Source organism: Rhizobium atlanticum, from assembly GCF_030182485.1.
Classification (GTDB): domain Bacteria; phylum Pseudomonadota; class Alphaproteobacteria; order Rhizobiales; family Rhizobiaceae; genus Rhizobium.
Genome location: NZ_JAQJCJ010000010.1, coordinates 217771 through 238717, shown reverse-complemented (window position 1 = coordinate 238717; position 20947 = coordinate 217771). Strand labels below are relative to the sequence as shown.

The 20947-nt window shown below is 61.0% G+C and carries 19 protein-coding genes, 1 pseudogene and 1 riboswitch; of the genes and pseudogenes, 12 read left to right on the top strand and 8 right to left on the bottom strand.

Features of this window, described 5'->3' with window-relative positions; all coding sequences use genetic code 11:
- Positions 1–253, bottom strand: a pseudogene (locus PH551_RS16830) (hypothetical protein); the annotation flags it as partial.
- Between PH551_RS16830 and rpiA the strand changes: the two are divergent.
- From rpiA to PH551_RS16815, 3 genes are all read left to right on the top strand, one after another.
- Entirely contained in the window at positions 252–950 is a 699-nt protein-coding gene (rpiA, locus tag PH551_RS16825) for a ribose-5-phosphate isomerase RpiA (protein WP_285193848.1), read from the top strand. The pseudogene PH551_RS16830 and the gene rpiA overlap by 2 nt on opposite strands.
- 15 nt (positions 951–965) lie before the next feature.
- Entirely contained in the window at positions 966–1541 is a 576-nt protein-coding gene (locus tag PH551_RS16820; RefSeq protein ID WP_097599180.1) for a DUF2059 domain-containing protein, read from the top strand.
- 94 nt (positions 1542–1635) lie between these two features.
- Entirely contained in the window at positions 1636–1920 is a 285-nt protein-coding gene (locus PH551_RS16815; RefSeq protein WP_285193846.1) for an acylphosphatase, read from the top strand.
- Between the two features lie 40 nt (positions 1921–1960).
- Here the strand turns inward: PH551_RS16815 and PH551_RS16810 are convergent, their stop codons facing one another.
- Positions 1961–2179, bottom strand: a complete 219-nt coding sequence (locus PH551_RS16810; protein ID WP_285193845.1) for a hypothetical protein — start codon at positions 2177–2179, stop codon at positions 1961–1963.
- Between the two features lie 202 nt (positions 2180–2381).
- On the opposite strand from PH551_RS16810, the gene gor reads away from it, so the two are divergent.
- A complete protein-coding gene (gor, locus tag PH551_RS16805) occupies positions 2382–3767 on the top strand; it encodes a glutathione-disulfide reductase (protein WP_285193844.1) in 1386 nt (461 codons plus the stop codon).
- A gap of 6 nt (positions 3768–3773) precedes the next feature.
- On the opposite strand, the gene PH551_RS16800 is transcribed toward gor, so the two are convergent.
- On the bottom strand, positions 3774–5057 hold the full coding sequence (locus PH551_RS16800; protein WP_285193843.1) for a pilus assembly protein TadG-related protein: 1284 nt from the start codon (positions 5055–5057) through the stop codon (positions 3774–3776).
- 187 nt (positions 5058–5244) lie between these two features.
- On the opposite strand from PH551_RS16800, the gene PH551_RS16795 reads away from it, so the two are divergent.
- Complete coding sequence (locus PH551_RS16795; protein ID WP_183700154.1) at positions 5245–6618, top strand: class II 3-deoxy-7-phosphoheptulonate synthase; 1374 nt, start codon at positions 5245–5247, stop codon at positions 6616–6618.
- Positions 6619–6673: 55 nt separating this feature from the next.
- On the opposite strand, the gene PH551_RS16790 is transcribed toward PH551_RS16795, so the two are convergent.
- Complete coding sequence (locus PH551_RS16790; RefSeq protein WP_285193840.1) at positions 6674–8512, bottom strand: ABC transporter ATP-binding protein; 1839 nt, start codon at positions 8510–8512, stop codon at positions 6674–6676.
- Positions 8513–8798: 286 nt separating this feature from the next.
- On the opposite strand from PH551_RS16790, the gene PH551_RS16785 reads away from it, so the two are divergent.
- Positions 8799–9200, top strand: a complete 402-nt coding sequence (locus tag PH551_RS16785; RefSeq protein ID WP_285193839.1) for a GFA family protein — start codon at positions 8799–8801, stop codon at positions 9198–9200.
- A 10-nt stretch (positions 9201–9210) separates the two neighbouring features.
- Here PH551_RS16785 and PH551_RS16780 read toward each other — a convergent pair whose 3' ends face one another.
- Positions 9211–9741: a DUF1003 domain-containing protein gene (locus PH551_RS16780; protein ID WP_085778378.1), complete on the bottom strand. Its 531-nt coding sequence runs from the start codon at positions 9739–9741 to the stop codon at positions 9211–9213.
- Positions 9742–9930: 189 nt separating this feature from the next.
- On the opposite strand from PH551_RS16780, the gene PH551_RS16775 reads away from it, so the two are divergent.
- Together PH551_RS16775 and PH551_RS16770 are read left to right on the top strand one after the other, a co-directional pair.
- Positions 9931–11610: an NAD+ synthase gene (locus PH551_RS16775; RefSeq protein WP_285193838.1), complete on the top strand. Its 1680-nt coding sequence runs from the start codon at positions 9931–9933 to the stop codon at positions 11608–11610.
- Between the two features lie 62 nt (positions 11611–11672).
- A complete protein-coding gene (locus PH551_RS16770; RefSeq protein ID WP_285193837.1) occupies positions 11673–12500 on the top strand; it encodes a TolB family protein in 828 nt (275 codons plus the stop codon).
- On the opposite strand, the gene PH551_RS16765 is transcribed toward PH551_RS16770, so the two are convergent.
- Positions 12497–13561, bottom strand: coding sequence for a 3-deoxy-7-phosphoheptulonate synthase (locus tag PH551_RS16765; protein WP_285193836.1), 1065 nt, complete (start codon positions 13559–13561; stop codon positions 12497–12499). The two genes, PH551_RS16770 and PH551_RS16765, sit on opposite strands and share 4 nt — an antisense overlap.
- Before the next feature lie 315 nt (positions 13562–13876).
- Positions 13877–14062: riboswitch (cobalamin riboswitch) on the top strand.
- Positions 14063–14104: 42 nt separating this feature from the next.
- On the opposite strand from PH551_RS16765, the gene bluB reads away from it, so the two are divergent.
- Complete coding sequence (gene bluB / locus PH551_RS16760) at positions 14105–14794, top strand: 5,6-dimethylbenzimidazole synthase (RefSeq protein ID WP_285193835.1); 690 nt, start codon at positions 14105–14107, stop codon at positions 14792–14794.
- A 3-nt stretch (positions 14795–14797) separates the two neighbouring features.
- On the opposite strand, the gene PH551_RS16755 is transcribed toward bluB, so the two are convergent.
- Positions 14798–15898, bottom strand: a complete 1101-nt coding sequence (locus PH551_RS16755; RefSeq protein ID WP_285193834.1) for a DUF2865 domain-containing protein — start codon at positions 15896–15898, stop codon at positions 14798–14800.
- A 438-nt stretch (positions 15899–16336) separates the two neighbouring features.
- Here PH551_RS16755 and PH551_RS16750 point away from each other — a divergent pair, with 438 nt between their 5' ends.
- Positions 16337–16864, top strand: a complete 528-nt coding sequence (locus PH551_RS16750) for a ribonuclease H family protein (protein ID WP_285193833.1) — start codon at positions 16337–16339, stop codon at positions 16862–16864.
- Positions 16865–17036: 172 nt separating this feature from the next.
- Here the strand turns inward: PH551_RS16750 and PH551_RS16745 are convergent, their stop codons facing one another.
- Positions 17037–17678, bottom strand: coding sequence for a GntR family transcriptional regulator (locus tag PH551_RS16745; protein WP_085778371.1), 642 nt, complete (start codon positions 17676–17678; stop codon positions 17037–17039).
- A gap of 175 nt (positions 17679–17853) precedes the next feature.
- Here PH551_RS16745 and PH551_RS16740 point away from each other — a divergent pair, with 175 nt between their 5' ends.
- Both PH551_RS16740 and PH551_RS16735 read left to right on the top strand, forming a co-directional pair.
- A complete protein-coding gene (locus PH551_RS16740) occupies positions 17854–19278 on the top strand; it encodes a M20 family metallopeptidase (RefSeq protein WP_285193831.1) in 1425 nt (474 codons plus the stop codon).
- On the top strand, positions 19271–20947 hold the full coding sequence (locus PH551_RS16735) for a M28 family peptidase (RefSeq protein ID WP_285193830.1): 1677 nt from the start codon (positions 19271–19273) through the stop codon (positions 20945–20947). Before PH551_RS16740 ends, PH551_RS16735 begins: the two co-directional genes overlap by 8 nt.

Here is a 20947-nt window from a genome sequence, read left to right as displayed (position 1 = left end):
GGCAGGGGTCAAGGGGGTTTGCCTCTTTGAGCGATGGGCGTCTTGCGAGCGGCTTCGATGGACGACGCGTCATTCCCAGGAATGATGATATCGGTAGGCGATCGTGGGGAGGAAAGCAACGGCCTGAGGATTCGCGGGAAGCCGCAGGCGTTTGTTTCGGCTTTTCATTTTCCGTGATGATTTTGACTTTCGTTTGCCAGGCGAGCCGTGTAAACAGCACATCCAACGCAATAATTCGGAGCTGGCGGCGCATGGATGCGCGCGAAATGAAGATCAAGGCCGCCGAGGCCGCGCTCGCCCATGTCGAAAGAGGGATGCGTCTCGGCATCGGAACTGGGAGTACAGCGGAAGAATTCGTCCGTCTGCTGGCGGAGAAGGTCGCAGGCGGCTTCCAGGTCGAAGGTGTTCCGACGTCCGAACGAACGGCGCGGCTCTGTGTCGAGCTCGGTGTGCCGCTGAAGTCGCTCGACGAGCTGCCGGCGCTCGATCTCACGGTTGACGGTGCCGATGAGGTCGATCCGGCGCTCAGGCTGATCAAGGGCGGCGGCGGCGCGCTGCTGCGCGAAAAGATCGTCGCCGCCGCTTCGCAGAGGATGATCGTCATTGCCGACGAGAGCAAGCTGGTCGAGACACTCGGCGCCTTCGCGCTGCCGATCGAGATCAATCCGTTCGGTCTCGTCTCGACGCGGATCGCCATTGAAAAGGTCGCCGCTCGGCTCGGGCTTTCCGGCGAGCTCAACCTGCGCCATTCCGGTGACGGAGAGTTTACCACGGATGGCGGCCATTACATCATCGATGCATCTTTTGGCCGCATTCCTGATGCAGAGGCGCTTTCGAGCGAGCTGAATTCCATACCCGGCGTCGTCGAACACGGGCTCTTTATCAATATGGCGGCACTTGCGATCATCGCCGGTCCCGCGGGTGCGCGCACGCTGCAGGCAAACAGATAACAGGAGCATACACTTATGATGAACATTGCAGGTCTTGGCCGTCTTGCCGCTGCGACCATCGTTCTTTCCGGGCTTGCCTTCGGCTCCGCCGTCAAGGCGCAGGAAGTTTCCGAAGAGCAGCTGAAGGCTGCGCGCGCGGCGATTGACGCGATCGGCGCCACTGCCCAGTTCGACAATATCCTGCCCGGCCTCGCCGAGCGCCTGAAGGCCGGCCTGATCCAGGATTCGCCGAACTATCAGGACATCATTTCATCGACCGTCGACGCGCAGGCGCTGAAGCTGGCGCCGCGCCGCGGTGATCTGGAAAAGGAGGCGGCGCTCACTTATGCCAAGGCCTTCACGGTCGACGAGCTGAAGGCGATTGCGGATTTCTATAATTCCGACGTCGGCAAGAAGCTGCTGCGCGATGGTCCAGTCGCCTCCCGCGAAACGGCCAAGGCTGCCGACATCTGGGCGCAGGGCATTTCGCGAGACCTGGAAAAGCAGAGCAATGCCGAACTGTCCAAGGTCATCAAGGCGCCACCGCCGGCAACCGAGAGCCCAGTGGCTCCTGCACCCGCTCCGGCGCCGGCCCCGGCTGCCCAGAAGTAAGGGCTGCCTCCGCAGATTTGCAAAAGCCCGGCATCGTCCGGGCTTTTTTGTTATGATGGATACGGCAATAACGGCGAGGTTTTGGTGAGGCTACATGTCCGATCATCACGAGGCGGTGCAAGTGCGGATATCAGGCAGGGTCCAAGGTGTCGGTTTTCGCATGTGGACTCGCGATGAGGCGCTGCAGCTCGGCGTAACGGGTTGGGTGCGCAACGAAGCCGACGGATCTGTCTCCGTCTTGATCGCTGGAGCGGATAATGCGATTTCGATGATGATCGAGCGTTTGAGGCGCGGACCTGCAGGGGCATCGGTCTCAAGCGTCGAGACGGAAGCGGCTCAGCTCGAGAATATGCCGAGGGATTTCCGAATTACCGGCTGAGAGCGTCAAATCCTCGAGAGAGAAAATACGCCACGGGCGATCAGCCCCAATCCTTCGAACTCTTGGCCAGCTGCCATACGCCGGTCTCATCCGGCTCTACGCGCTTGTTGCCGCGGTAGAAGATCGGCAGCCCTGTTTTCTTGTCCATGGCAAAGCGGCTTGGCGCGAATTTTTCGCCCTCGTGGCCCTGGATGGCGAGGTTGAGCGCTTCCTTGAACTTGCCGGCCCTGCACAGGTTGGCGAAGAGAGTTTGATCCATCTTTTGCTCCGGCATCCTTTCAGTCTCGTGCATTGCCTGCCAGCCTCTGCCGACGCGGTCAACCGTAAACGGTGACCGGGGCACCTTCCGATCAAGATTCGGCCATGGAGTACGGGAAGACGCAGCAGCGGGGCTTTTGTTTTTATGATGATCACCCCTATATCAGCAACGTCCTTCCAGCGATTCCCTTCCGGAGCTTCTCATGTCTTCCTATGATTACGACCTTTTCGTCATCGGCGGTGGTTCCGGAGGAGTCCGCGCTGCGCGCGTCGCCGCCTCGCTCGGCAAGAGGGTGGCGATCGCCGAGGAATATCGCTATGGCGGGACATGCGTCATCCGCGGCTGCGTGCCGAAGAAGCTCTTCGTCTATGCTTCGCAATTCCACGAGCACTTCGAGGATGCGGCGGGTTTCGGCTGGACGGTCGGCCGAAGCAGCTTCGACTGGAAGAAGCTTGTGGCCGCCAAGGATGCGGAGATCGCGCGGCTGGAAGGCCTCTACAAGAAAGGGCTCGCCGGCGCCAATGCCGAGATTCTGGAAACGCGCGCTGAACTCGTCGATGCCCATACGGTGCGGCTCGTGAAAACAGGGCAGACGGTGACGGCTAAGACGATCGTGATCGCCACCGGCGGACGCCCGAACCCGCATGTCGCGCTTCCCGGACACGAGCTTTGCATTTCTTCCAACGACGCATTTCATCTCGAGGAACTGCCGAAATCGATCGTGATCACAGGCGGCGGTTACATCGCCGTCGAATTCGCCAATATCTTCCATGGCCTCGGCGTGGCGACGACACTGATCTATCGCGGCGCCGAGATCCTGTCCCGCTTCGACGAGGATCTAAGGCGGGGGCTGCACGAGGCGATGGTCGCCAAGGGCATCCGCATCCTCTGTCATGACACGCTGCAGCAGGTTTCGAAGACCGACGATGGGCTGGTGCTGGAGACGCTGAACAGCGGCACGCTGCAGGCCGATGTCGTGATGCTCGCGCTCGGGCGCGATCCGAATACGGAAGGCCTCGGTCTCGAGGCAGCCGGCGTCGCCATCGACGAGCGTGGCGCCATCATAGTCGATGATTATTCCCGTACAAACGTCGAAAATATCTATGCTCTCGGTGATGTCACCAATCGGGTACAGCTGACGCCGGTGGCGATTCACGAGGCGATGTGCTTCATCGAGACCGAGTACAAGAACAATCCGACCCGGCCGGACCATGACCTGATCCCCACCGCCGTCTTCTCACAGCCCGAGATCGGCACCGTCGGCCTGTCGGAAGAGGAGGCGGGCAAGCGTTATGGCGAGCTCGAAGTCTACCGGGCCCAGTTCCGGCCGCTGAAGGCGACGCTTTCGGGCCGGTCCGAGCGGATGATCATGAAGCTGATCGTCGATGCGGCGAGCCGCAAGGTGGTGGGGGCTCATATCCTCGGGCACGATGCCGGTGAGATGGCGCAGCTGCTCGGCGTCACGCTCAAGGCCGGCTGCACCAAGGACGATTTCGACCGGACGATGGCGCTGCACCCGACCGCGGCCGAAGAGCTCGTCACCATGTATGCGCCGAGCTACCGCATCCGTGATGGGCAGCGCCTCTGAGCCCTGCTAACTGGTGATGCGCGGCGCGCGGATGACTTTGAGGAAAAGCGCCTTCATCGCGTCCGCGATGCCGTCGGTGGGCGTGACTTCGAAATAAAGGCCGGGCGAGGCGCAGGCCTGCATTTTCGTCGGTATCTCGCTCTGGAAGGGCTTGATCCAGGTGTTGTACCAGTTGTTGCTGGGCAGCGGCAGGTAAGTGGTATAGAGCACGGCGATCTTGACGCCTCGGTCCTTCAGCGGCTTGCAGAAAGACGTGTCGATCGGCTCCTGGCAGCGACCGCCGGTCGTCTTCTTGGTACATGTCGAGGGCTTGTAGCTGTCGCCGACGCCGTCGGCGACGAAAAACAGGATTTTTTCAGGGCTGATATTCGAGGTTCCGTCGCCCGCGGGGTCGATGATTGTGTTGATCTGCGTCATCGCGCTGTCGAAGCTCGTGAGCTGGTCACTGTTGTAATTCTGGTAAGGAATTGTCATCAGGTCGACCGCGTCGGTATAATTCTTGACTTTTGTCAGGTCGGAGGTGAGGCCGGAAATCGTCGTCAGCTTCGCGTCCTCGGCCTTGGTGCCGAAGGTGTAGACACCCATCCGAAACTGATCGCTGCTGACGCGCTCGGCCTTGGCCGTATCGGTCAGCGCCTGGGTAGCCTGGCGAACCACGTCGATGCGCATGGTGACGCCGAGGCTCTTGGCTATGGTGTAGTTGTTGGTGCTCTGGTCCATCTGGTGACAGGCGAAAGCGCAGCCGGTCTTGGCTTGCAGCTTCGAAACGTCGGTTGCGGTCGCGCCGACGCCCATGGAAGGCGTGTTGTCGAGCAGGATGTAGAAATCCATGAAGGCGGCAGTCTGGTATTCAGCTGTCGCCGTGCCGGAGATGGTGATCGAATCCCGGCCAAAAATGCGCATGAAGGTAGTCGGCACGGTCGCGGTGAAGGAAACCTGCGAGTTCAGCTTATTGGCGGTCTTGGTGACGTCGATGCCGAGATCGATATGAATGTCGGTCAGATCACCCGACGTCTGCGACATGAAGATGTTGCGGGCGTCGGTGTTGCCAAGCGAGACCGTGCCGTTGCCGTTCATTGTCATTGCGGCGGCGACTGCGCCCGATTTTTCGGCGATCGAACCGACGGCCGCAGCATCGGCGGCAGCGTAGAGCTGCGTTCTCAGGCTCAGTGCGTGGGCCACATCGACCGCCATGCCGGCCGCACCCACGAGCGGCACCATCAGCAATGCCGTCATGATGCCGAAATTGCCCGAGCGGTCCAATATGAAGCCGGGCGGAAGGATCGCCATGACATGTCCCCGAATTGAAATTCCTTCAGCTTCTACATGCAAAGTCTGAAATATGGGGAAATCGACATGGTATATGCTGGTTTAAAGCTTCCGGTGATTGGCCTTTGCAAGCTTGATCTAAAGGTCTATAAGCCGCCGGATATTGAGACAGGGCATCCGAGGAATGGATGTGAGTGAGGTTGGTAAAATGGCAGAGAACTGGACCCCGAGCAGCTGGCGGCAGAAACCGATCCTGCAGGTTCCCGAATATCCCGATGCAGCCGCTTTGGCGGCAACAGAGGCCACTCTCGCCAGCTATCCGCCGCTCGTCTTCGCAGGCGAAGCGCGCCGCCTGAAGAAGCATCTCGCCAATGTCGCTGAGGGCAACGGTTTTCTGCTGCAGGGCGGCGACTGCGCCGAGAGCTTCGCCGAACACGGGGCTGACAACATCCGCGACTTCTTCCGCGCTTTCCTGCAGATGGCCGTCGTGCTGACCTTCGGCGCGCAGCTGCCGGTCGTCAAGGTCGGCCGCATCGCCGGCCAGTTCGCCAAGCCGCGCTCGTCGAATGTCGAGAAGCAGGGCGACGTGACGCTGCCCGCCTATCGCGGCGACATCATCAACGGCATCGAATTCACCGAGGAGTCGCGCATTCCGAACCCGGAACGCCAAGCCATGGCCTATCGCCAGTCGGCCGCGACGCTGAACCTCCTGCGCGCCTTTGCGATGGGCGGTTACGCCAACCTCGAAAACGTGCATCAGTGGATGCTCGGCTTCGTCAAGGACAGCCCGCAGGGCGAGCGCTACCGCAAGCTTGCCGACCGCATCAGCGAAACGATGGATTTCATGAAAGCGATCGGCATCACCTCGGAAAACCACCCGAGCCTGCGCGAGACCGATTTCTTCACCAGCCACGAGGCGCTGCTGCTCGGCTACGAGGAAGCGCTGACCCGCGTCGATTCCACCTCCGGCGACTGGTATGCCACCTCAGGTCACATGATCTGGATCGGCGACCGCACGCGCCAGGCAGATCATGCGCATATTGAATATTGCCGCGGCATCAAGAACCCGATCGGCCTGAAATGCGGCCCGTCACTGCAGGCCGATGATCTGCTGCAGCTGATCGACATTCTGAATCCCGCTAACGAAGCGGGCCGTTTGACGCTGATCTGCCGCTTCGGCCATGAAAAGGTCGCCGAAAACCTGCCGCGTCTCATTCGCGCCGTCGAGCGCGAAGGCCGCAAGGTCGTCTGGTCCTGCGACCCGATGCACGGCAACACGATCACGCTCAACAACTACAAGACCCGTCCCTTCGAGCGAATCCTGTCGGAAGTCGAAAGCTTCTTCCAGATTCATCGCGCCGAAGGCACACATCCAGGCGGTATCCATGTCGAGATGACCGGCAAGGACGTGACGGAATGCACCGGCGGCGCCCGCGCCGTCACAGCCGACGATCTGCAGGACCGCTACCACACCCATTGCGACCCGCGCCTCAATTCCGACCAGGCGCTCGAACTCGCCTTCCTGCTTGCCGAGCGGATGAAGGGCGGCCGCGACGAGAAGCGCATGGTCGTCAACGGCTGAGGATAGCCCGAAACAGATGATGAAAAGCCCGGCTCGACCGGGCTTTTTATTGGCTTCAGATGCTGGCCTGAACGCTGTGCAGGTTGGCGTAGACGCCGCCTTGCGCCATCAGATCATCATGCGTGCCCTGTTCGACAATGCCATCGCCCGTCAGGACCAGGATGCGGTCGGCGTGGCGGACTGTCGACAGGCGGTGGGCGATGACCAGGGTGGTCCTGCCATTCGCCAGACTGAGCAGCGCCTGCTGCACCGCCCGTTCGCTCTCGTTGTCGAGGGCGCTGGTCGCTTCGTCGAAAATCAGGATTTCCGGATCTTTGAGGAAGGCGCGGGCGATGGTGATGCGCTGGCGCTGGCCGCCCGAAAGCTTGACGCCGCGCTGGCCGATATCGGTGTCATAGCCGTTCGGCAGAGTCATGATGAAGTCGTGCGCATTGGCGGCGCGGGCGGCCGCTTCGAGCTCGCCATCGGTCGCGTCCAGCTTGCCGTAACGCAGGTTTTCCGCAACGGTGCCGGCAAAGAGATAGACGTCCTGCTGCACCACCCCGACATGGCGTCGCAGCGAAGCCAGCGTTACGTCGCGGATATCGGTTCCGTCGATACGGATCGCCCCAGCTTCGACATCGTAGAAGCGCGGTATCAGCGCGCAAAGCGTGCTCTTGCCCACTCCAGAAGGGCCGACCAGCGCGACAAACTCTCCGGGGGCAATGGTGAGGGAAAGCCGCTCCAGCACCCTGGGACCATCGGCTTCGTAGCCGAAGGCGACGTCGGAAAAACTGATCTCGCCCCTTGGCGCCGGCATCGGACGGGCGTCCGGTCGATCGGTGATATCGGGATCGATTTCCAGGATCTCCATGGCCCTCGTGAAGCCGGTATAACCCTCCTGCCAGAGGCGCACGAAATTCGCGAGCCGCTGCACGGGATCGACCAGCACGCCGACGCAGAGCAGGAAGGTCAGCATATCCGGGACGGTCAGGTCCGCTGTCAGGATGCGCAGGCCTCCTGCGATGATCACCAATATGGTGACGAGCTGGGCAAAGCTTTCAGTGCCTACCGAAAACCAGGCCTCGCTGCGGTAGCCGTCGGCGCGGCTTTGCAGGAAACGCTGGTTTTGTGCGGCGAAGCGCTGCCGTTCCAATGCTTCGTTGGCGAAGGACTGGACGACGCGGATGCCGGCAAGCGCATCCTCGACACGCTCGTTGACGGCGGCGACCTGGCGCTTGCTAGCTTCGAGCGCATGGTTCATGCGCCGGTTGAAATAAAGTGCATAGGCCACCGCCACCGGAGTGAGCAACAGGATGAGGGTTGCCAGCAGCGGGTCGATGAAGAACAAGACCAGCATGGCGCCGCCATATTTCAGGACGGCAATGGAGAGATCCTCGGGGCCGTGGTGAAAGAGCTCGCCCAGCCAGAGGGAATCGTTGGTGATGCGGCTCATCAACTGCCCGGTGCGTTGGCCATCGTAGAAGCTGAAGGACAGCTTCTGGTAATGCTCGAAGAGTTCCTGCCGCACCGTCGCCTCGATGCGGGCGCCCATGACATGGCCGCGATAATCGACGAAGAAAATCGCCGCTATCTGGACCGCGAGAACGGCCAGCATCACACCGCCCATGGCAAGGATCTGAGCGAAGGCGTCGGGGGCATCCGGCAGAGCCAGAAGCCGGCTTGTGACGATGTTGGCACAGAGGGGCAACGCCACGGCGGTGGCGGCCACGAGTATGGCGCAAAGCAGATCCGCCAGCAGCAAAGGCAGATGCGGGCGGTAATAGGAGATGAACTTGCGCATACGCGACCAGCGCCGCTCACGTTCAGCGGCGTTCAAATCGTCGCGGAAGAAGTTCAGGAAGGGGTTATGGCGTCGCGAGCTTTTCCTCGCGCGAGAGAATTGCGTGTGCATGAAGCAGAATGTCCTTGTGGGCGATGTTTCCTTTCTGTCTGGACAGGGTCGCTCTCATGTCAGTCTCCCGGCGGTTGAATAAAGTGAGCCATCAGTATCACCGGGATCAGCGTCCGGTTCAACGCGATGACGAGAGGAGATCGGCGGGTGTGGTCAACGGGCAACATTCGGCGGCCGCCGGCCAATCGTGAACGCTTCAAGATTTCTGATTGCTTGTTCAGGGGAATGGATTTGACGACGAGGTCTCGTGGCCGCAAGTTTCTCCAGGACCGAGGAGAGAGCTATCATGAGCGAACAACATCTAGGCGGCTGTCTTTTCGGCGCCGTGCGATTTTCAATTCGGGCAAAGCCCGGGCCTGTTGTCGGTTGCCACTGTTCACAATGCCGCCGTCAGACGGGATTTTATTATGCTGCGGTCAACGTGCCGCGCGCGGCGCTTTCGGTGGAAGATCCCGGCGCAGTCCGGTGGTATCGGTCGAGCGGCGAGGCGCAACGCGGCTTCTGCGGCAATTGTGGCTCGGCGCTGTTTTGGCAGGGGGATGTATCACCGGAGGTTTCGGTCCTGGCCGGAGCGTTCGACGAACCGAGCGGCCTTGCCTTCAGCCATCACATTTATTGCACCGACAAGGGTGATTTCTACGAGATAACAGATGGTCTGCCGCAATATGACAGGTATCCGCCCCGTTGAGTGCCCCGCCTCAGGTCTTGGTCGCGAGCGCGGCGCTGAGACGAGCGACGTCTTCGCGCAGCGCCGTCAGCTCCGTCAGGACGCGCATATCGATCTTCTGGTGCAAGGAGAGCACTTCGAGTTCGGCCTTGAGATTGACTTCGTAATCCTTGGCCGCCTCAAAGCGGTCGCGCTCGGCCTGACGGTTCTGCGACATCATGATGATCGGCGCCTGGATGGCGGCGAGCATCGACAGGATCAGGTTCAGGAAGACGAAGGGGTAGGGATCGAAAGCGCCACTCGCCAAAACGATGGTGTTGATCGCCGTCCAGACCACGAGGAAGGCCAGGAAGCCGAGGATGAACGACCATGAGCCGCCGACACGGGCGATGCTGTCGGCGATACGTTCTCCAAAAGAGGCCTCGGCAGAAAAGGCGGCGTTGACGTCGGTCGAGATGATCTTGCGCTCGTGCGCTTTCGCCAGCACACGCTTTTCCGTGTCGCCGAGTTCGTCGGCCGGTTTGTCGAAATGATGGTGCACGAAGTTCGAAAAGTTATTCATGGCCTGTTTCCAATGACCGTTATCGATGCTGCCGCTTTCGTGCGTCAGTATTCCGCTCCGCCGGTAAATTGCAATGCATCGGTGCCGTAAGCCTCCAGCAGGCCTGTTCACAAAAAATTCGTGAGCCGGATGCAACGCTTTGGCCGCGAACGTGTTGCGGTAACGGGAGCCGCAGGCTAAACAAATGACATGACACAGGAAAACGCTCTCTCCGATATCTTCCGCATCGCTATCGGCCAGCTCAATCCGACGGTCGGCGATGTCGCCGGCAATCTCGCCAAGGCGCGCGAAGCCCGCGCCGATGCGGGCCGGGAAGGCGCGCATCTGCTCGTGTTGACCGAGCTTTTCATCTCCGGCTACCCGCCGGAAGATCTGGTGCTGAAGCCGGCCTTCATCCGTGCCTGCTGGAAGGCGGTGGAAAGCCTTGCGGCCGATACCGCCGATGGCGGGCCGGGCGTCATCATCGGTTTTCCCCGGCAGGACCAGACCGGACGCTATAATTCCGTCGCCGTGCTTGACGGCGGCAAGGTCGTCGCGGTGCGCGACAAGGTCGATCTGCCGAATTACGGCGAGTTCGACGAGAAGCGGGTCTTCGTGCAGGGAGCTATGCCGGGGCCGGTGAATTTCCGCGGCGTGCGGCTCGGCATTCCGATCTGCGAAGATATCTGGGGTGATCTCGGCGTCTGCGAGACGCTGGCCGAAAGCGGGGCGGAGATCCTGCTGTCCCCGAACGGGTCTCCCTATTATCGCGGCAAGGTCGATATCCGTCACCAGGTGGTACTGAAGCAGGTGATCGAGACCGGCCTGCCGCTGATCTATGCCGCCCAGCTCGGAGGGCAGGACGAGCTCGTGTTCGACGGGGCGAGCTTCGCCTTCAATGCCGACAAATCGCTCGCCTTCCAGATGAGCCAGTTCGAGACGGCACTTGCTGTGACGACGTGGAAACGTGGGGAAGCCGGCTGGCGCTGCGCCGAAGGGCCGATGGCGCGTATCCCAGAGGGCGAGGAGGCCGATTATCGCGCTTGCCTGCTCGGCTTCCGCGACTACGTCAACAAAAACGGTTTCAAAACCGTCGTTCTCGGCCTTTCCGGCGGCATCGACTCGGCGATCTGCACAGCGATCGCGGTCGATGCTCTCGGAGAGGAGCGGGTGCGAACGGTCATGCTGCCCTATCGTTACACCTCGGAAGATTCACTGAAGGATGCAGCCGCCTGTGCCAAGGCGCTCGGCTGCCGCTATGACATCGTACCGATCGAGCAGCCAGTAACCGGCTTCAGCAGCGCGCTGTCCAACCTCTTCGAGGGAACTGAGAGCGGAATCACCGAGGAGAATTTGCAGAGCCGCGCGCGCGGCGTCATCCTCATGGCGATTTCCAACAAGTTCGGCGCGATGGTGGTGACGACGGGCAACAAGTCGGAAATGTCGGTTGGTTACGCCACGCTCTATGGCGACATGAATGGCGGCTTCAATCCGATCAAGGATCTTTACAAGATGCAGGTCTATGCGCTGGCGCGCTGGCGCAACGAGAATGTGCCGCCGACTGCGCTCGGGCCGTCGGGCGAGGTGATCCCGCAGAATATCATCGACAAGGCACCCTCGGCCGAGCTTCGCCCGGACCAGAAGGACCAGGATTCGCTGCCGCCCTATCCCGTCCTCGACGATATTCTCGAATGCCTGGTGGAGAAGGAAATGGCGGTCGAGGAGATCGTCGCGCGCGGCCATGACGTCGCCACCGTCCACCGCGTCGAGCACCTGCTCTATCTTGCCGAATATAAGCGCCGGCAATCGGCGCCGGGCGTTAAGATCACGAAGAAGAACTTCGGCCGCGACCGACGCTACCCGATCACCAACCGGTTCCGGGATCGCTGACGTGATCGTGATCGCTGACGCAATCGGGATCGCTGACGCAAGCGACATATCAGGGAGGCAACATGCGCAGCTCGGTCGAGATCTACAATGTCGGGACGGGCAGGGCTCGCGAGGTCTGGCAGACGGACAGGCTGGTGGAAGCGCCGAATTTCTCAGCCGATGGCTCCTATCTCCTGCTGAACGGCGACGGGCTGCTCTTCCGGCTGCCGCTCGATGGCGGCGAGGTGGTGAAGGTCGATACGGGCTTTGCCGTCAATTGCAACAATGATCACGGCATTTCGCCTGATGGCACTGAGATCGTCATCTCGGACAAGACGGAATTCGGCAAGTCGACGATCTACATCCTGCCGGTCGAAGGCGGCACGCCGCGGCTCATCACGCAAAACCAGCCGTCCTATTGGCATGGCTGGTCACCGGATGGCCGCCAGCTCGCCTATTGCGGCATTCGCGACGATCTTTTCGACATTTATACGATCTCAGTCGACGGCGGCGTCGAGACGCGGCTGACGCATGGCGAAGGCCGCAACGACGGGCCGGATTATTCCGCCGACGGCCAATGGATCTATTTCAATTCCAGCCGCACCGGGCTGATGCAGATCTGGCGCATCCATCCGGATGGCACAGGCCTCGAACAGGTGACGTCGGACAATCAGGGGAACTGGTTTCCCCATCCATCGCCCAAAAACGACAAGGTGCTGATCCTGTCCTACGATCCTTCGGTCTTCGACCATCCGCGCGATCTCGACGTGCGGCTGCGGCTGATGGATATGGACGGCGGCAACCTTAAGACGCTGTTCGAGCTTTTCGGCGGGCAGGGCACGATCAACGTGCCCTGCTGGTCGCCGGATGGTGACGAGTTTGCTTATGTCAGGTATTTTCCGGCGGCTTAAGCCGCTGCCGCTCGGCGCCGCCTGCGAGCGGCGTCCGCCAGATCTTCCAGCACACTCACCGACATATCCCAGTCAATGCAGCCATCGGTGATGGACTGGCCGTAGACCAGCGGCTTGCCGGGAACGAGATCCTGGCGGCCGGCAACGAGGTTGCTTTCGATCATCATGCCCTTGATGTGGTGATTGCCCGCGGAGATCTGTCCGGCGACGTCCTTGACAACCCGTGGCTGGTTCATCGGATCTTTGCTGCTGTTGGCATGGCTGGCGTCGATGAGGATGCGCGGGGTGACCCCGACTTTCAGGCATTCCGCTGCGACGGCTCCGACATCGGCCGCCTCATAATTCGGCCGCTTGCCGCCGCGCAGAATGATGTGGCAGTCTTCATTCCCCTTCGTCGAAGCGATTGCCGCCTGTCCGTCCTTGGTGACGGCCGGGAAGTGGTGCGGCTGCGAAGCGGCCAGGATCGCGTCGATCGCGACGCGAGCGCCGCCGTCGGTGCCGTTCTTGAAGCCGATCGGGCAGGAGAGGCCGGAGGCGAGCTGGCGATGGATCTGGCTCTCGGTCGTGCGCGCGCCGATCGCACCCCAGCTGACGAGATCGGCAATGTATTGCGGTGTGATCGTCTCGAGGAATTCGACACCCGCCGGAAGGCCCATCGCGTTGACGTCGAGCAGCAGGCGCCTGGCAATTCTCAGCCCTTCCTCGATACGGTAGCTGCCATCGAGATGCGGGTCGTTCATCAAGCCCTTCCAGCCGACTGTGGTGCGGGGCTTTTCGAAATAGACGCGCATGACGATTTCCAGATCACTGGAGAAGCGCTGTCGCTGCTCGGCCAGCCGCGCGGCATATTCGCGTGCAGCAACGGGATCGTGGATGGAGCAGGGGCCGATGACGACGATCAGGCGGTCGTCTTCACCCTTGAGAATCTGGTGGATGGCATTGCGGTTGCTGGTCACCGTCTCGCTGACTGAAGCGGTTCGGGGAATTTCAGCGATGATATCGGCGGGTCTGGTCAGCGGGGTGATCTCGAGAATACGCAGATCATCGATGGTGTCGGGCACGGCATGGCTCCTGTTTGGTCATACCGTGCGGAACAGAAAAGCCGCCAGGTAGACTAGCGGCTGTTCGGGTTGTCGTCGCGTCGAATTCAGTTACGCACGGACCCGCATCCGCTGGAAGCAGCGGTACGAATAAAATCGCGAGGCGTAAATTGAAGTCGTGGACATGCCGGGTATGTATCGTCCCGATCGCCTATTGTCACGCAAAATTTGCGAGCTTCACCGTTGGAGAGGCAGCTGGCGATCCGCCCCTGGATCAATCCCTGCGGCGGAGGTTTCAGGTCCGTTCCGCCTCACTTGTCAGAGCACCCGTTTCCTGAAATAGATGCGCCGTCAGGTGCCCGCCCTCGAGGCGGGAGAATCGGGAATCCGGTGCAAGGCCGGAACGTGCCCAACGCTGTAAGGCCGACGTCTACCGCTTCATCACGCCACTGGCTTTGCCGGGAAGGCTGCGGCAGATGGATGAAGCCAAGTCAGAAGACCGGCCTGGCGAGATAGACCCAACCCGCGCGGACGGCGGGCGGTTGCGTTGTTGGGGATTTGACGATGCGACCCTTTGATGCGGATGCCCTTTCGGCGGCATCCGGTTTTTCGCCGGCCGAGCGCGAAGCCGTGTATCACGCGATCATGACGCGGCGTGACGTGCGCAGCCAGTTCCTGCCCGATCCCTTGCCCGACGATGTCGTGGCACGGCTCTTGACTGCCGCCCATCATGCGCCTTCGGTCGGCTTCATGCAGCCGTGGAATTTCGTCCTGGTGAAAAGCGAAGCCGTGCGAGCACGCGTAAGGGATGCCTTTGCGAATGCGAATGAGGAGGCGGCACTGATGTTCGAGGGCGAACGCCGGCAGACCTATCGCTCCCTGAAGCTGGAAGGCATCGTCGAGGCGCCGCTCGGCATATGCGTGACATGCGATCCCACCCGCGGCGGCAGCGTCGTGCTGGGGCGGACGCACAATCCGCGGATGGATTCCTATTCGACCGTTTGCGCTATCCAGAATCTCTGGCTTGCCGCCCGCGCCGAAGGGGTCGGCATCGGCTGGGTCAGCATCTTTCGTGAAGGCGACCTGAAAACAATTCTCGGCATACCGGAGCATATCGAGGTGGTCGCCTGGCTCTGCGCCGGCTTTGTCGACCGCCTTTATGACGAACCGGAACTTTCGGTCAAAGGTTGGCGGCAGCGGCTGCCGCTCGAGGAACTTGTTTTCCACGACGGATGGGGACGCAACGACCCGTAGCAATTACTGCTGCTGTGGTTGCGGGCCCGGCGTCGCCGGATTGGCAAGGTCGATCGAGCCCTGGTCGCCGGCAAGGAATTGCGGGCCGACCTGACGAACCTTGTTCTGCGTGGGGTCGTAGGGACGTTCGGGAACGGATGGCTGCGGCGGGGCTGATGCTGCCGCAGTATCTTTCGTCGGCGGTTTAGTGCGGACCGTCGTGATCGAGCCCTGCTGCGGCGGTTCGCTCAGGGCCTGCTTGTCGCGCATCTCCTCGTAATAGGCGGTGAGATTGCAGGCGCAGGAATTTTTCTCGCCAGGCGCGCGGTTCTTGTAGACAAAAGCGTTCTTCATGGCGCTATAGGGCGCGCCCGTTGCGACCGAGATCATGTTCGAGGAGTCGGTGCTGGTCACGTCGCGATAGAAGAGCTCGGTTTCAATGCCGGGGCACATCTTGGCGCAGGTCTGGGCATCGCGGCCGAAATCCACCGAAGTGGTATTTGAGCTGATCGGGAAGAAGCCACCGTCGCAGCTGCGCACGCAGATGGTGCTGATCGGTGAAAACATTTCGGCCCTCGGCAGGCCGTAACGCAGATCGGTCTCTTCACCGCCGCCGAGCGGAATGAAGGTATCGGTGCGCATTGCCTGTTCCTCGGCACTCGGGGCGGGGTCGTCTGCGCTACGCTCGGTCGGGGCATAGAAATTGTCGCTGTTGCAGCCGTTGCGTTCGAGTGCCGCCGTCAATTCTCGGCGCGCGTCGTCAGTGCCGTCGCCCTGGTTGCGCAGCTCGTCGCGGCGCTCCTGGAGATAACGGATATTGTCGATCATCCGGGCTTCGGCGTCAGAGAGTTCGGCGCAAAAACCGGCGTTGTCACTGCCAATCACGACCATGCTGCCAGAAGTGCATCCATTATTGCGCAGATCGTTGCGGACCTTGCGCAGCTCGAGGTTCTGCTCGGCCATGGCATTTGCATATTGGCGCGCTTCCGGCCCGTTATTGCTACCGATCGATCGTGGCAGGTCGGCAAGGCGACCGCGCAAGTCGTTGCAAATAGCGCTGGTCTGTGCGGCGGCCGGTGATGCCAGCGCAAGCATAAGAGCAAGAGACAGATTTCGGCGTTTCACGGCGTCGTCCGGGAATGAGAAAGTGTCGATCGGTCAAAGGTGGCGTCCATCCGCCGTACCTTGTCTCTTAACGTGTTTCTCTTAATAAGCTTGGATCAATTCCTAGCGCATTTTCGAGATTTTAGCCAGAAGATGTGGGTAATCTTCCGTTAGGTAAGTAGAACTTCGACGAGGCGCTCATCTGGTATGAGAAGCTCATGGGACGTCCCGCAGAAAGCAAACCGATACCAGGCATGGCTCAGTGGCGTAACATGGGCGGGGCCGGCCTGCAGGACGGATTGTTCATGGCGCTGCCCCTCACAGTTTCCCATCGCCAGTCGGCGCTTCCGGTGCCACCGTCGTCAATAGTTGACACGAGGGAACGTGCAATTCCAATGTCGGCTTCGGGTGGCCGTCGCAAATCGCGCAGGCCAGGACGGGGGCGCAGCGAAGGCGAAAATGGCAGGCATTTGCAAGGAGCTAAGCTCCCCTATAACGACGGCCCCGACAGCCCACCACGGTCTCCACGTCTTCGTGGATGGTTGTTATGACCCCGGTTCCGGGCACGGAGGCTGGGCCTTTGTCGCCTATCGCGATTCTGTGGAAATCGCGTCCAGCTTCGGCGGTGTGCGTGATTCCGCCAATAATTCGATGGAATTGACCGCCGTCTTGCAGGCAGTCATGTGGATCAATAGCGAAGCAACGGGCGAAGCCGCGACCATCTGGTCGGATTCGATCTATGCCGTCAAAGGCTGCAACGACAGGCGGCACATTTGGAAGAATAACGGCTGGAAGAAAAACAATCCGAATGGGAACGCCCGCAGCCGGGCGATCGCTAATGCGGAACTCTGGAAAGCGGTCGATCTTCAGCTATCCCGGAACGCCCTCGTAACCATTGCCTGGTGCAAGGGCCATTCCGGCATATCAGGCAACGAACGCGCGGATGAGCTTGCGGATGGAGGACGGCTGTCGATACGGGGCACGTGATATGGGGATATCCACTGGCTGCGGATGCCTGGGATGGCACGGCGTCAAAACTCCACGCGGCGCCATTGCATCAGGGCGCGAGGCCGCCGCCAGAGATGGCATAAATGCACCCTTCAGCCATTTCCGGTTATGTCCAAGTTTCAGCATCAGCTAACGGCGTCATCGAGGCCGATCAGGCTTGAAGAATGTGCCTGCGCGTCAGCTCCATCAGACCATCGGTATCGCGTCGCTCTATCGCATCGACCATCTGCTGATGTTCGCGGCCGGATTGCTCGATGCGGGCGCGCGTTCGCCACTGCGACACCGGCGCGGAGGATGTCCGCTGGCGAATTTCCGTGATCAGCTCCACGAGTTCCTGGTTGCCGGCGAGAGCAAGCAGATGGCGGTGGAAGGCGAGATTGGCTTCGTAAAGTTCGAGCGTGGTGCCGTTCAGCACCAGATCGTCGAAGCGTGAAGCCAGAACCCGCAACTTCGCAATATCTGCCTCGCTCGCATTCGCGACGATGCGGTCGCTGACGGCGACTTCGAGGATGACGCGAATGTCGCTGACCTCCCGGGCACGGCGCCCGTCTTGCTCATGGACGTGGTAACCACGATTGGGGACATGCTCCACCAGTCGCTTCTGCACCAATCTGTCGAGAGCTCTGCGGACCTCGGGTCGCGTACAGTTATACCGCCTTTCGAGATCGATCTGCTTCAGCCAGGTTCCGGGCGGGAGACGGCCGGCAAGGATATCCTGGAGAATCAGTTCGGTCACATCGGAGGTTTGCGGCTCTTGTGCTTGCGCCGTCGCTCCGCTTTCCAGCGAATTCATGCAATTCTCCCCAGCCCGATTTCGGCGATGACTATCATAGCTCTCCCCCGGCCAACAACGAGGCCGATTGACAGCGTCGAAAAATATTCCAGCTCATGACTTGCGTGCCCGATTTAATTGGAGCATAAAATTGGCGCCAATTTGATTACCATTATATGAGGCGGGTTGTAAATCCATGCAGAACTCCGATGCGGTCTGGGAAATCGTCGAGAGAAAGCGCGCGGCGTTCTTCGAGTTGAGTGACCGCATCTGGGATATTCCAGAGACCAATTACCTCGAACATCAATCTGCCGAAGAGCACGCCCGCATGCTGGAGAGAGAGGGCTTTCGTGTCGAGCGCGGCATTGCCGGGTTGCCGACGGCGGTTATGGGAGAGGCGGGCGAGGGTGGCCCGGTCATCGCAATCCTTGGCGAGTTCGATGCGCTGCCGGGATTGAGCCAGGAGGCCGGTATTGCCGAGCAGCGGCCCTTGGTCGACGGGGGCAATGGTCACGGCTGCGGCCATAATATGCTGGGCGCCGGATCCATGCTCGCTGCCGCTGCGGTCAAGGATTTCCTTGCCGAAAGCGGCTTGACGGGAAGGGTGCGCTATTATGGCTGCCCCGCGGAGGAAGGCGGCTCTTCGAAGGGTTTCATGGTGCGCGCCGGCGTTTTCGACGACGTGGATATCGCGATCTCCTGGCATCCGGCAGCCTTTGCCGGGGTCAACAATCCCATCTCGCTCGCCTGCAATGAGATCAACTTCCATTTTTCGGGGCGGGCGTCGCATGCTTCCGCGACGCCGCATCTCGGCCGCAGCGCTCTCGATGCAGTGGAACTGATGAATGTAGGCGTCAATTATATGCGCGAGCACATGCCTTCCACTGCGCGTATCCACTATGCCATCACTGACGCGGGCGGTGGAGCGCCTAACGTCGTGCAGGAACGCGCGACGGTACGCTATCTCGTCCGTGCTCGGACCTTGCCGGAACTCCTGTCTCTGGTTGCCCGCGTCAAGAAAGTTGCCGAAGGTGCTGCCCTGATGACCGAGACGACGGTCCGGAGTGAAATTGTCAGCGGGGATGCCAATCTCGTTGGCAATACACCACTCGAGGAGTGCATGTTCGCCCATCTGCAGCGGCTTGGCCCACCAGTGTTTGATGATGCCGACCGAGAAACGGCCCGCAAGTTCCAGCAGACCTTCAACGCAGAGGATATCGCCGCGTCCTATGGTCGTTTCGGGCTGAAACCGAACGACGACCAGCCGCTCTGTGAGGAGATTTTTCCGTTGAATGCCGGTGACGGCACTCTGGTCGGCTCCACCGATGTCGGGACGGTCAGCTGGGTGGTGCCGACCGTGCAGATGCGAGGGGCTACCTACGCTGTCGGTACGCCCGGACACTCCTGGCAACTGGTTGCGCAAGGGAAACTGCCGGCTGCCCACAAGGGAACCGAACACGCCGCCAAGGTAATGGCGAGCACGGCCGCCGATCTCATCGGTAACCCCGCATTGATCGAAGCTGCCAAGGCCGATCACAGGGCGCGTCTGGAGCGTACGCCTTTTGTCAATCCGATACCTGATGACGTTAAGCCGCCATTGCCGGAGAAGGCTGATGCCTAACCCCGACCTGCTGCCCGACCGTGAACGCCTGATGGCGCATATCCGCGAGTTTGCCCGTCGGGTGAAATTGTCCGGAGCGCCGGAGGAGCTCGAGAGCTTTCATTATCTTCAGGCGCAGATGGAGAGCTACGGATACGGAACGCAGCTGCTGTCACATGATGCATTCATCAGCCTGCCCGGCCCGGCGAAGGTCGGGGTCGAAGGCGAAGACCTCCGTTGCATTACCCATTCGATGTCGGTTTCGACGGCTGCAGCGGGCATCAGCGGAGACCTTGAATATGTCGGCGACGGCAAGGAAGCCGATTTCGTCGGCAAGGACTTGGCCGGCAAGATCGTCCTGGTCGACGGGATTGCGACGGAGGAAGTCGCCGCGTTGGCGAGCGCGGCCGGCGCCCTCGGCGAAATCCATGTCAGCCCGAATGAGCATCTCTACGAAATGTGCGTGTCGCCGGTCTGGGGCAGTCCGTCGCAACACACGCGCGCCCATCTGCCGACAACAGTGATCTGCACCATCGCGCGGGAAGATGGAGTGCGCCTGCGCGACAGGCTCGCGCGCGGCCAGAAGGTCCGTGCGACGCTCACTGCAGAGGTCGACACCGGCTGGCGCCGGACGCCGCTGCTTGTTGCAGAGCTTCAGCCGGCAGGCGAGGACAAACCGTTCGTACTGTTTTCGGGCCATCATGACACCTGGCACTTCGGCGTCATGGACAATGGCGGCGCGAACGCGTCCATGCTTGAGGCGGCACGCTTGCTTGCCCTTCATGCGGGTGATTGGCGACGCGGCCTGCGCATCTGCTTCTGGTCAGGCCATTCGCACGGTCGCTATTCCGGCTCGGCCTGGTATGCGGATGAATTTTTCGACGAGCTCGATTGCCGCTGCGCCGTGCATGTCAATGTCGACTCCACGGGCGGCGAGGGCGCAACCGTCCTCACCAATTCCGGTGTCATCGACGAGTTGAAGCCGCTGGCTCTTGAGGTGATCGAGGACGTCACCGGACAAAGGCATGCGGGCAGGCGGCATGGCAGAGCGGCGGATCATTCATTCTGGGGTGTCGGCATCCCCTCGATGTTCGGCAGCCTCAGTCATCAGCCGCCAGGCCCCGTCAAGACGCTGACGGCGCTCGGTTGGTGGTGGCACACGCCGCACGACACGGCAGAGCACATCGATCCCGACAATCTGAGCCGGGATACGCGAATCGTGCTGGAAACACTTTGGCGCCTGCTGACCTCGCCCGTCCTGCCACTTGACTATTCCGTCTACGCACACGCTCTCAGCCACGAGGTTGCGCGACTGCATGCTGAGCTTTCCGGTCGTATCGACATCTCGGCCCTCGCAAAAGCAATTGACGAGTTGGGCATCAGCGCGAAGGCGGTCATGGAGATGAAGGACCCGTCTTCTGCAAAGACGGCGCGCGTCAACGCATCGCTGATGCGCGCCGGCCGCCATCTCGTGCCGCTGAATTATACGAGCGGCGAGCGCTTTCACCATGATTCCGCCCTCCCGCACCCCGCCTGGCCGTCACTTGAGGGGCTGCGGGCGCTGGCCGCGCAGCCCGTCGGATCGCCGGACATACCTTTCTACGCTGTTCATGCGCGCCAGACGAGAAATCGCCTGATCCATGGACTGAGGGAAGCCAATGCGGCTTTGCGTGCGGCCCTGGAGGACTGA

Bases quoted from the DNA above. Each gene is read 5' to 3' on its own strand.
- rpiA (WP_285193848.1), top strand. From the start codon at position 252: ATGGATGCGCGCGAAATGAAGATCAAGGCCGCCGAGGCCGCGCTCGCC.
- PH551_RS16820 (WP_097599180.1), top strand. From the start codon at position 966: ATGATGAACATTGCAGGTCTTGGCCGTCTTGCCGCTGCGACCATCGTT.
- PH551_RS16815 (WP_285193846.1), top strand. From the start codon at position 1,636: ATGTCCGATCATCACGAGGCGGTGCAAGTGCGGATATCAGGCAGGGTC.
- PH551_RS16810 (WP_285193845.1), bottom strand. From the start codon at position 2,179: ATGGATCAAACTCTCTTCGCCAACCTGTGCAGGGCCGGCAAGTTCAAG.
- gor (WP_285193844.1), top strand. From the start codon at position 2,382: ATGTCTTCCTATGATTACGACCTTTTCGTCATCGGCGGTGGTTCCGGA.
- PH551_RS16800 (WP_285193843.1), bottom strand. From the start codon at position 5,057: ATGGCGATCCTTCCGCCCGGCTTCATATTGGACCGCTCGGGCAATTTC.
- PH551_RS16795 (WP_183700154.1), top strand. From the start codon at position 5,245: ATGGCAGAGAACTGGACCCCGAGCAGCTGGCGGCAGAAACCGATCCTG.
- PH551_RS16790 (WP_285193840.1), bottom strand. From the start codon at position 8,512: ATGCACACGCAATTCTCTCGCGCGAGGAAAAGCTCGCGACGCCATAAC.
- PH551_RS16785 (WP_285193839.1), top strand. From the start codon at position 8,799: ATGAGCGAACAACATCTAGGCGGCTGTCTTTTCGGCGCCGTGCGATTT.
- PH551_RS16780 (WP_085778378.1), bottom strand. From the start codon at position 9,741: ATGAATAACTTTTCGAACTTCGTGCACCATCATTTCGACAAACCGGCC.
- PH551_RS16775 (WP_285193838.1), top strand. From the start codon at position 9,931: ATGACACAGGAAAACGCTCTCTCCGATATCTTCCGCATCGCTATCGGC.
- PH551_RS16770 (WP_285193837.1), top strand. From the start codon at position 11,673: ATGCGCAGCTCGGTCGAGATCTACAATGTCGGGACGGGCAGGGCTCGC.
- bluB (WP_285193835.1), top strand. From the start codon at position 14,105: ATGCGACCCTTTGATGCGGATGCCCTTTCGGCGGCATCCGGTTTTTCG.
- PH551_RS16750 (WP_285193833.1), top strand. From the start codon at position 16,337: ATGGCAGGCATTTGCAAGGAGCTAAGCTCCCCTATAACGACGGCCCCG.
- PH551_RS16745 (WP_085778371.1), bottom strand. From the start codon at position 17,678: ATGAATTCGCTGGAAAGCGGAGCGACGGCGCAAGCACAAGAGCCGCAA.
- PH551_RS16740 (WP_285193831.1), top strand. From the start codon at position 17,854: ATGCAGAACTCCGATGCGGTCTGGGAAATCGTCGAGAGAAAGCGCGCG.
- PH551_RS16735 (WP_285193830.1), top strand. From the start codon at position 19,271: ATGCCTAACCCCGACCTGCTGCCCGACCGTGAACGCCTGATGGCGCAT.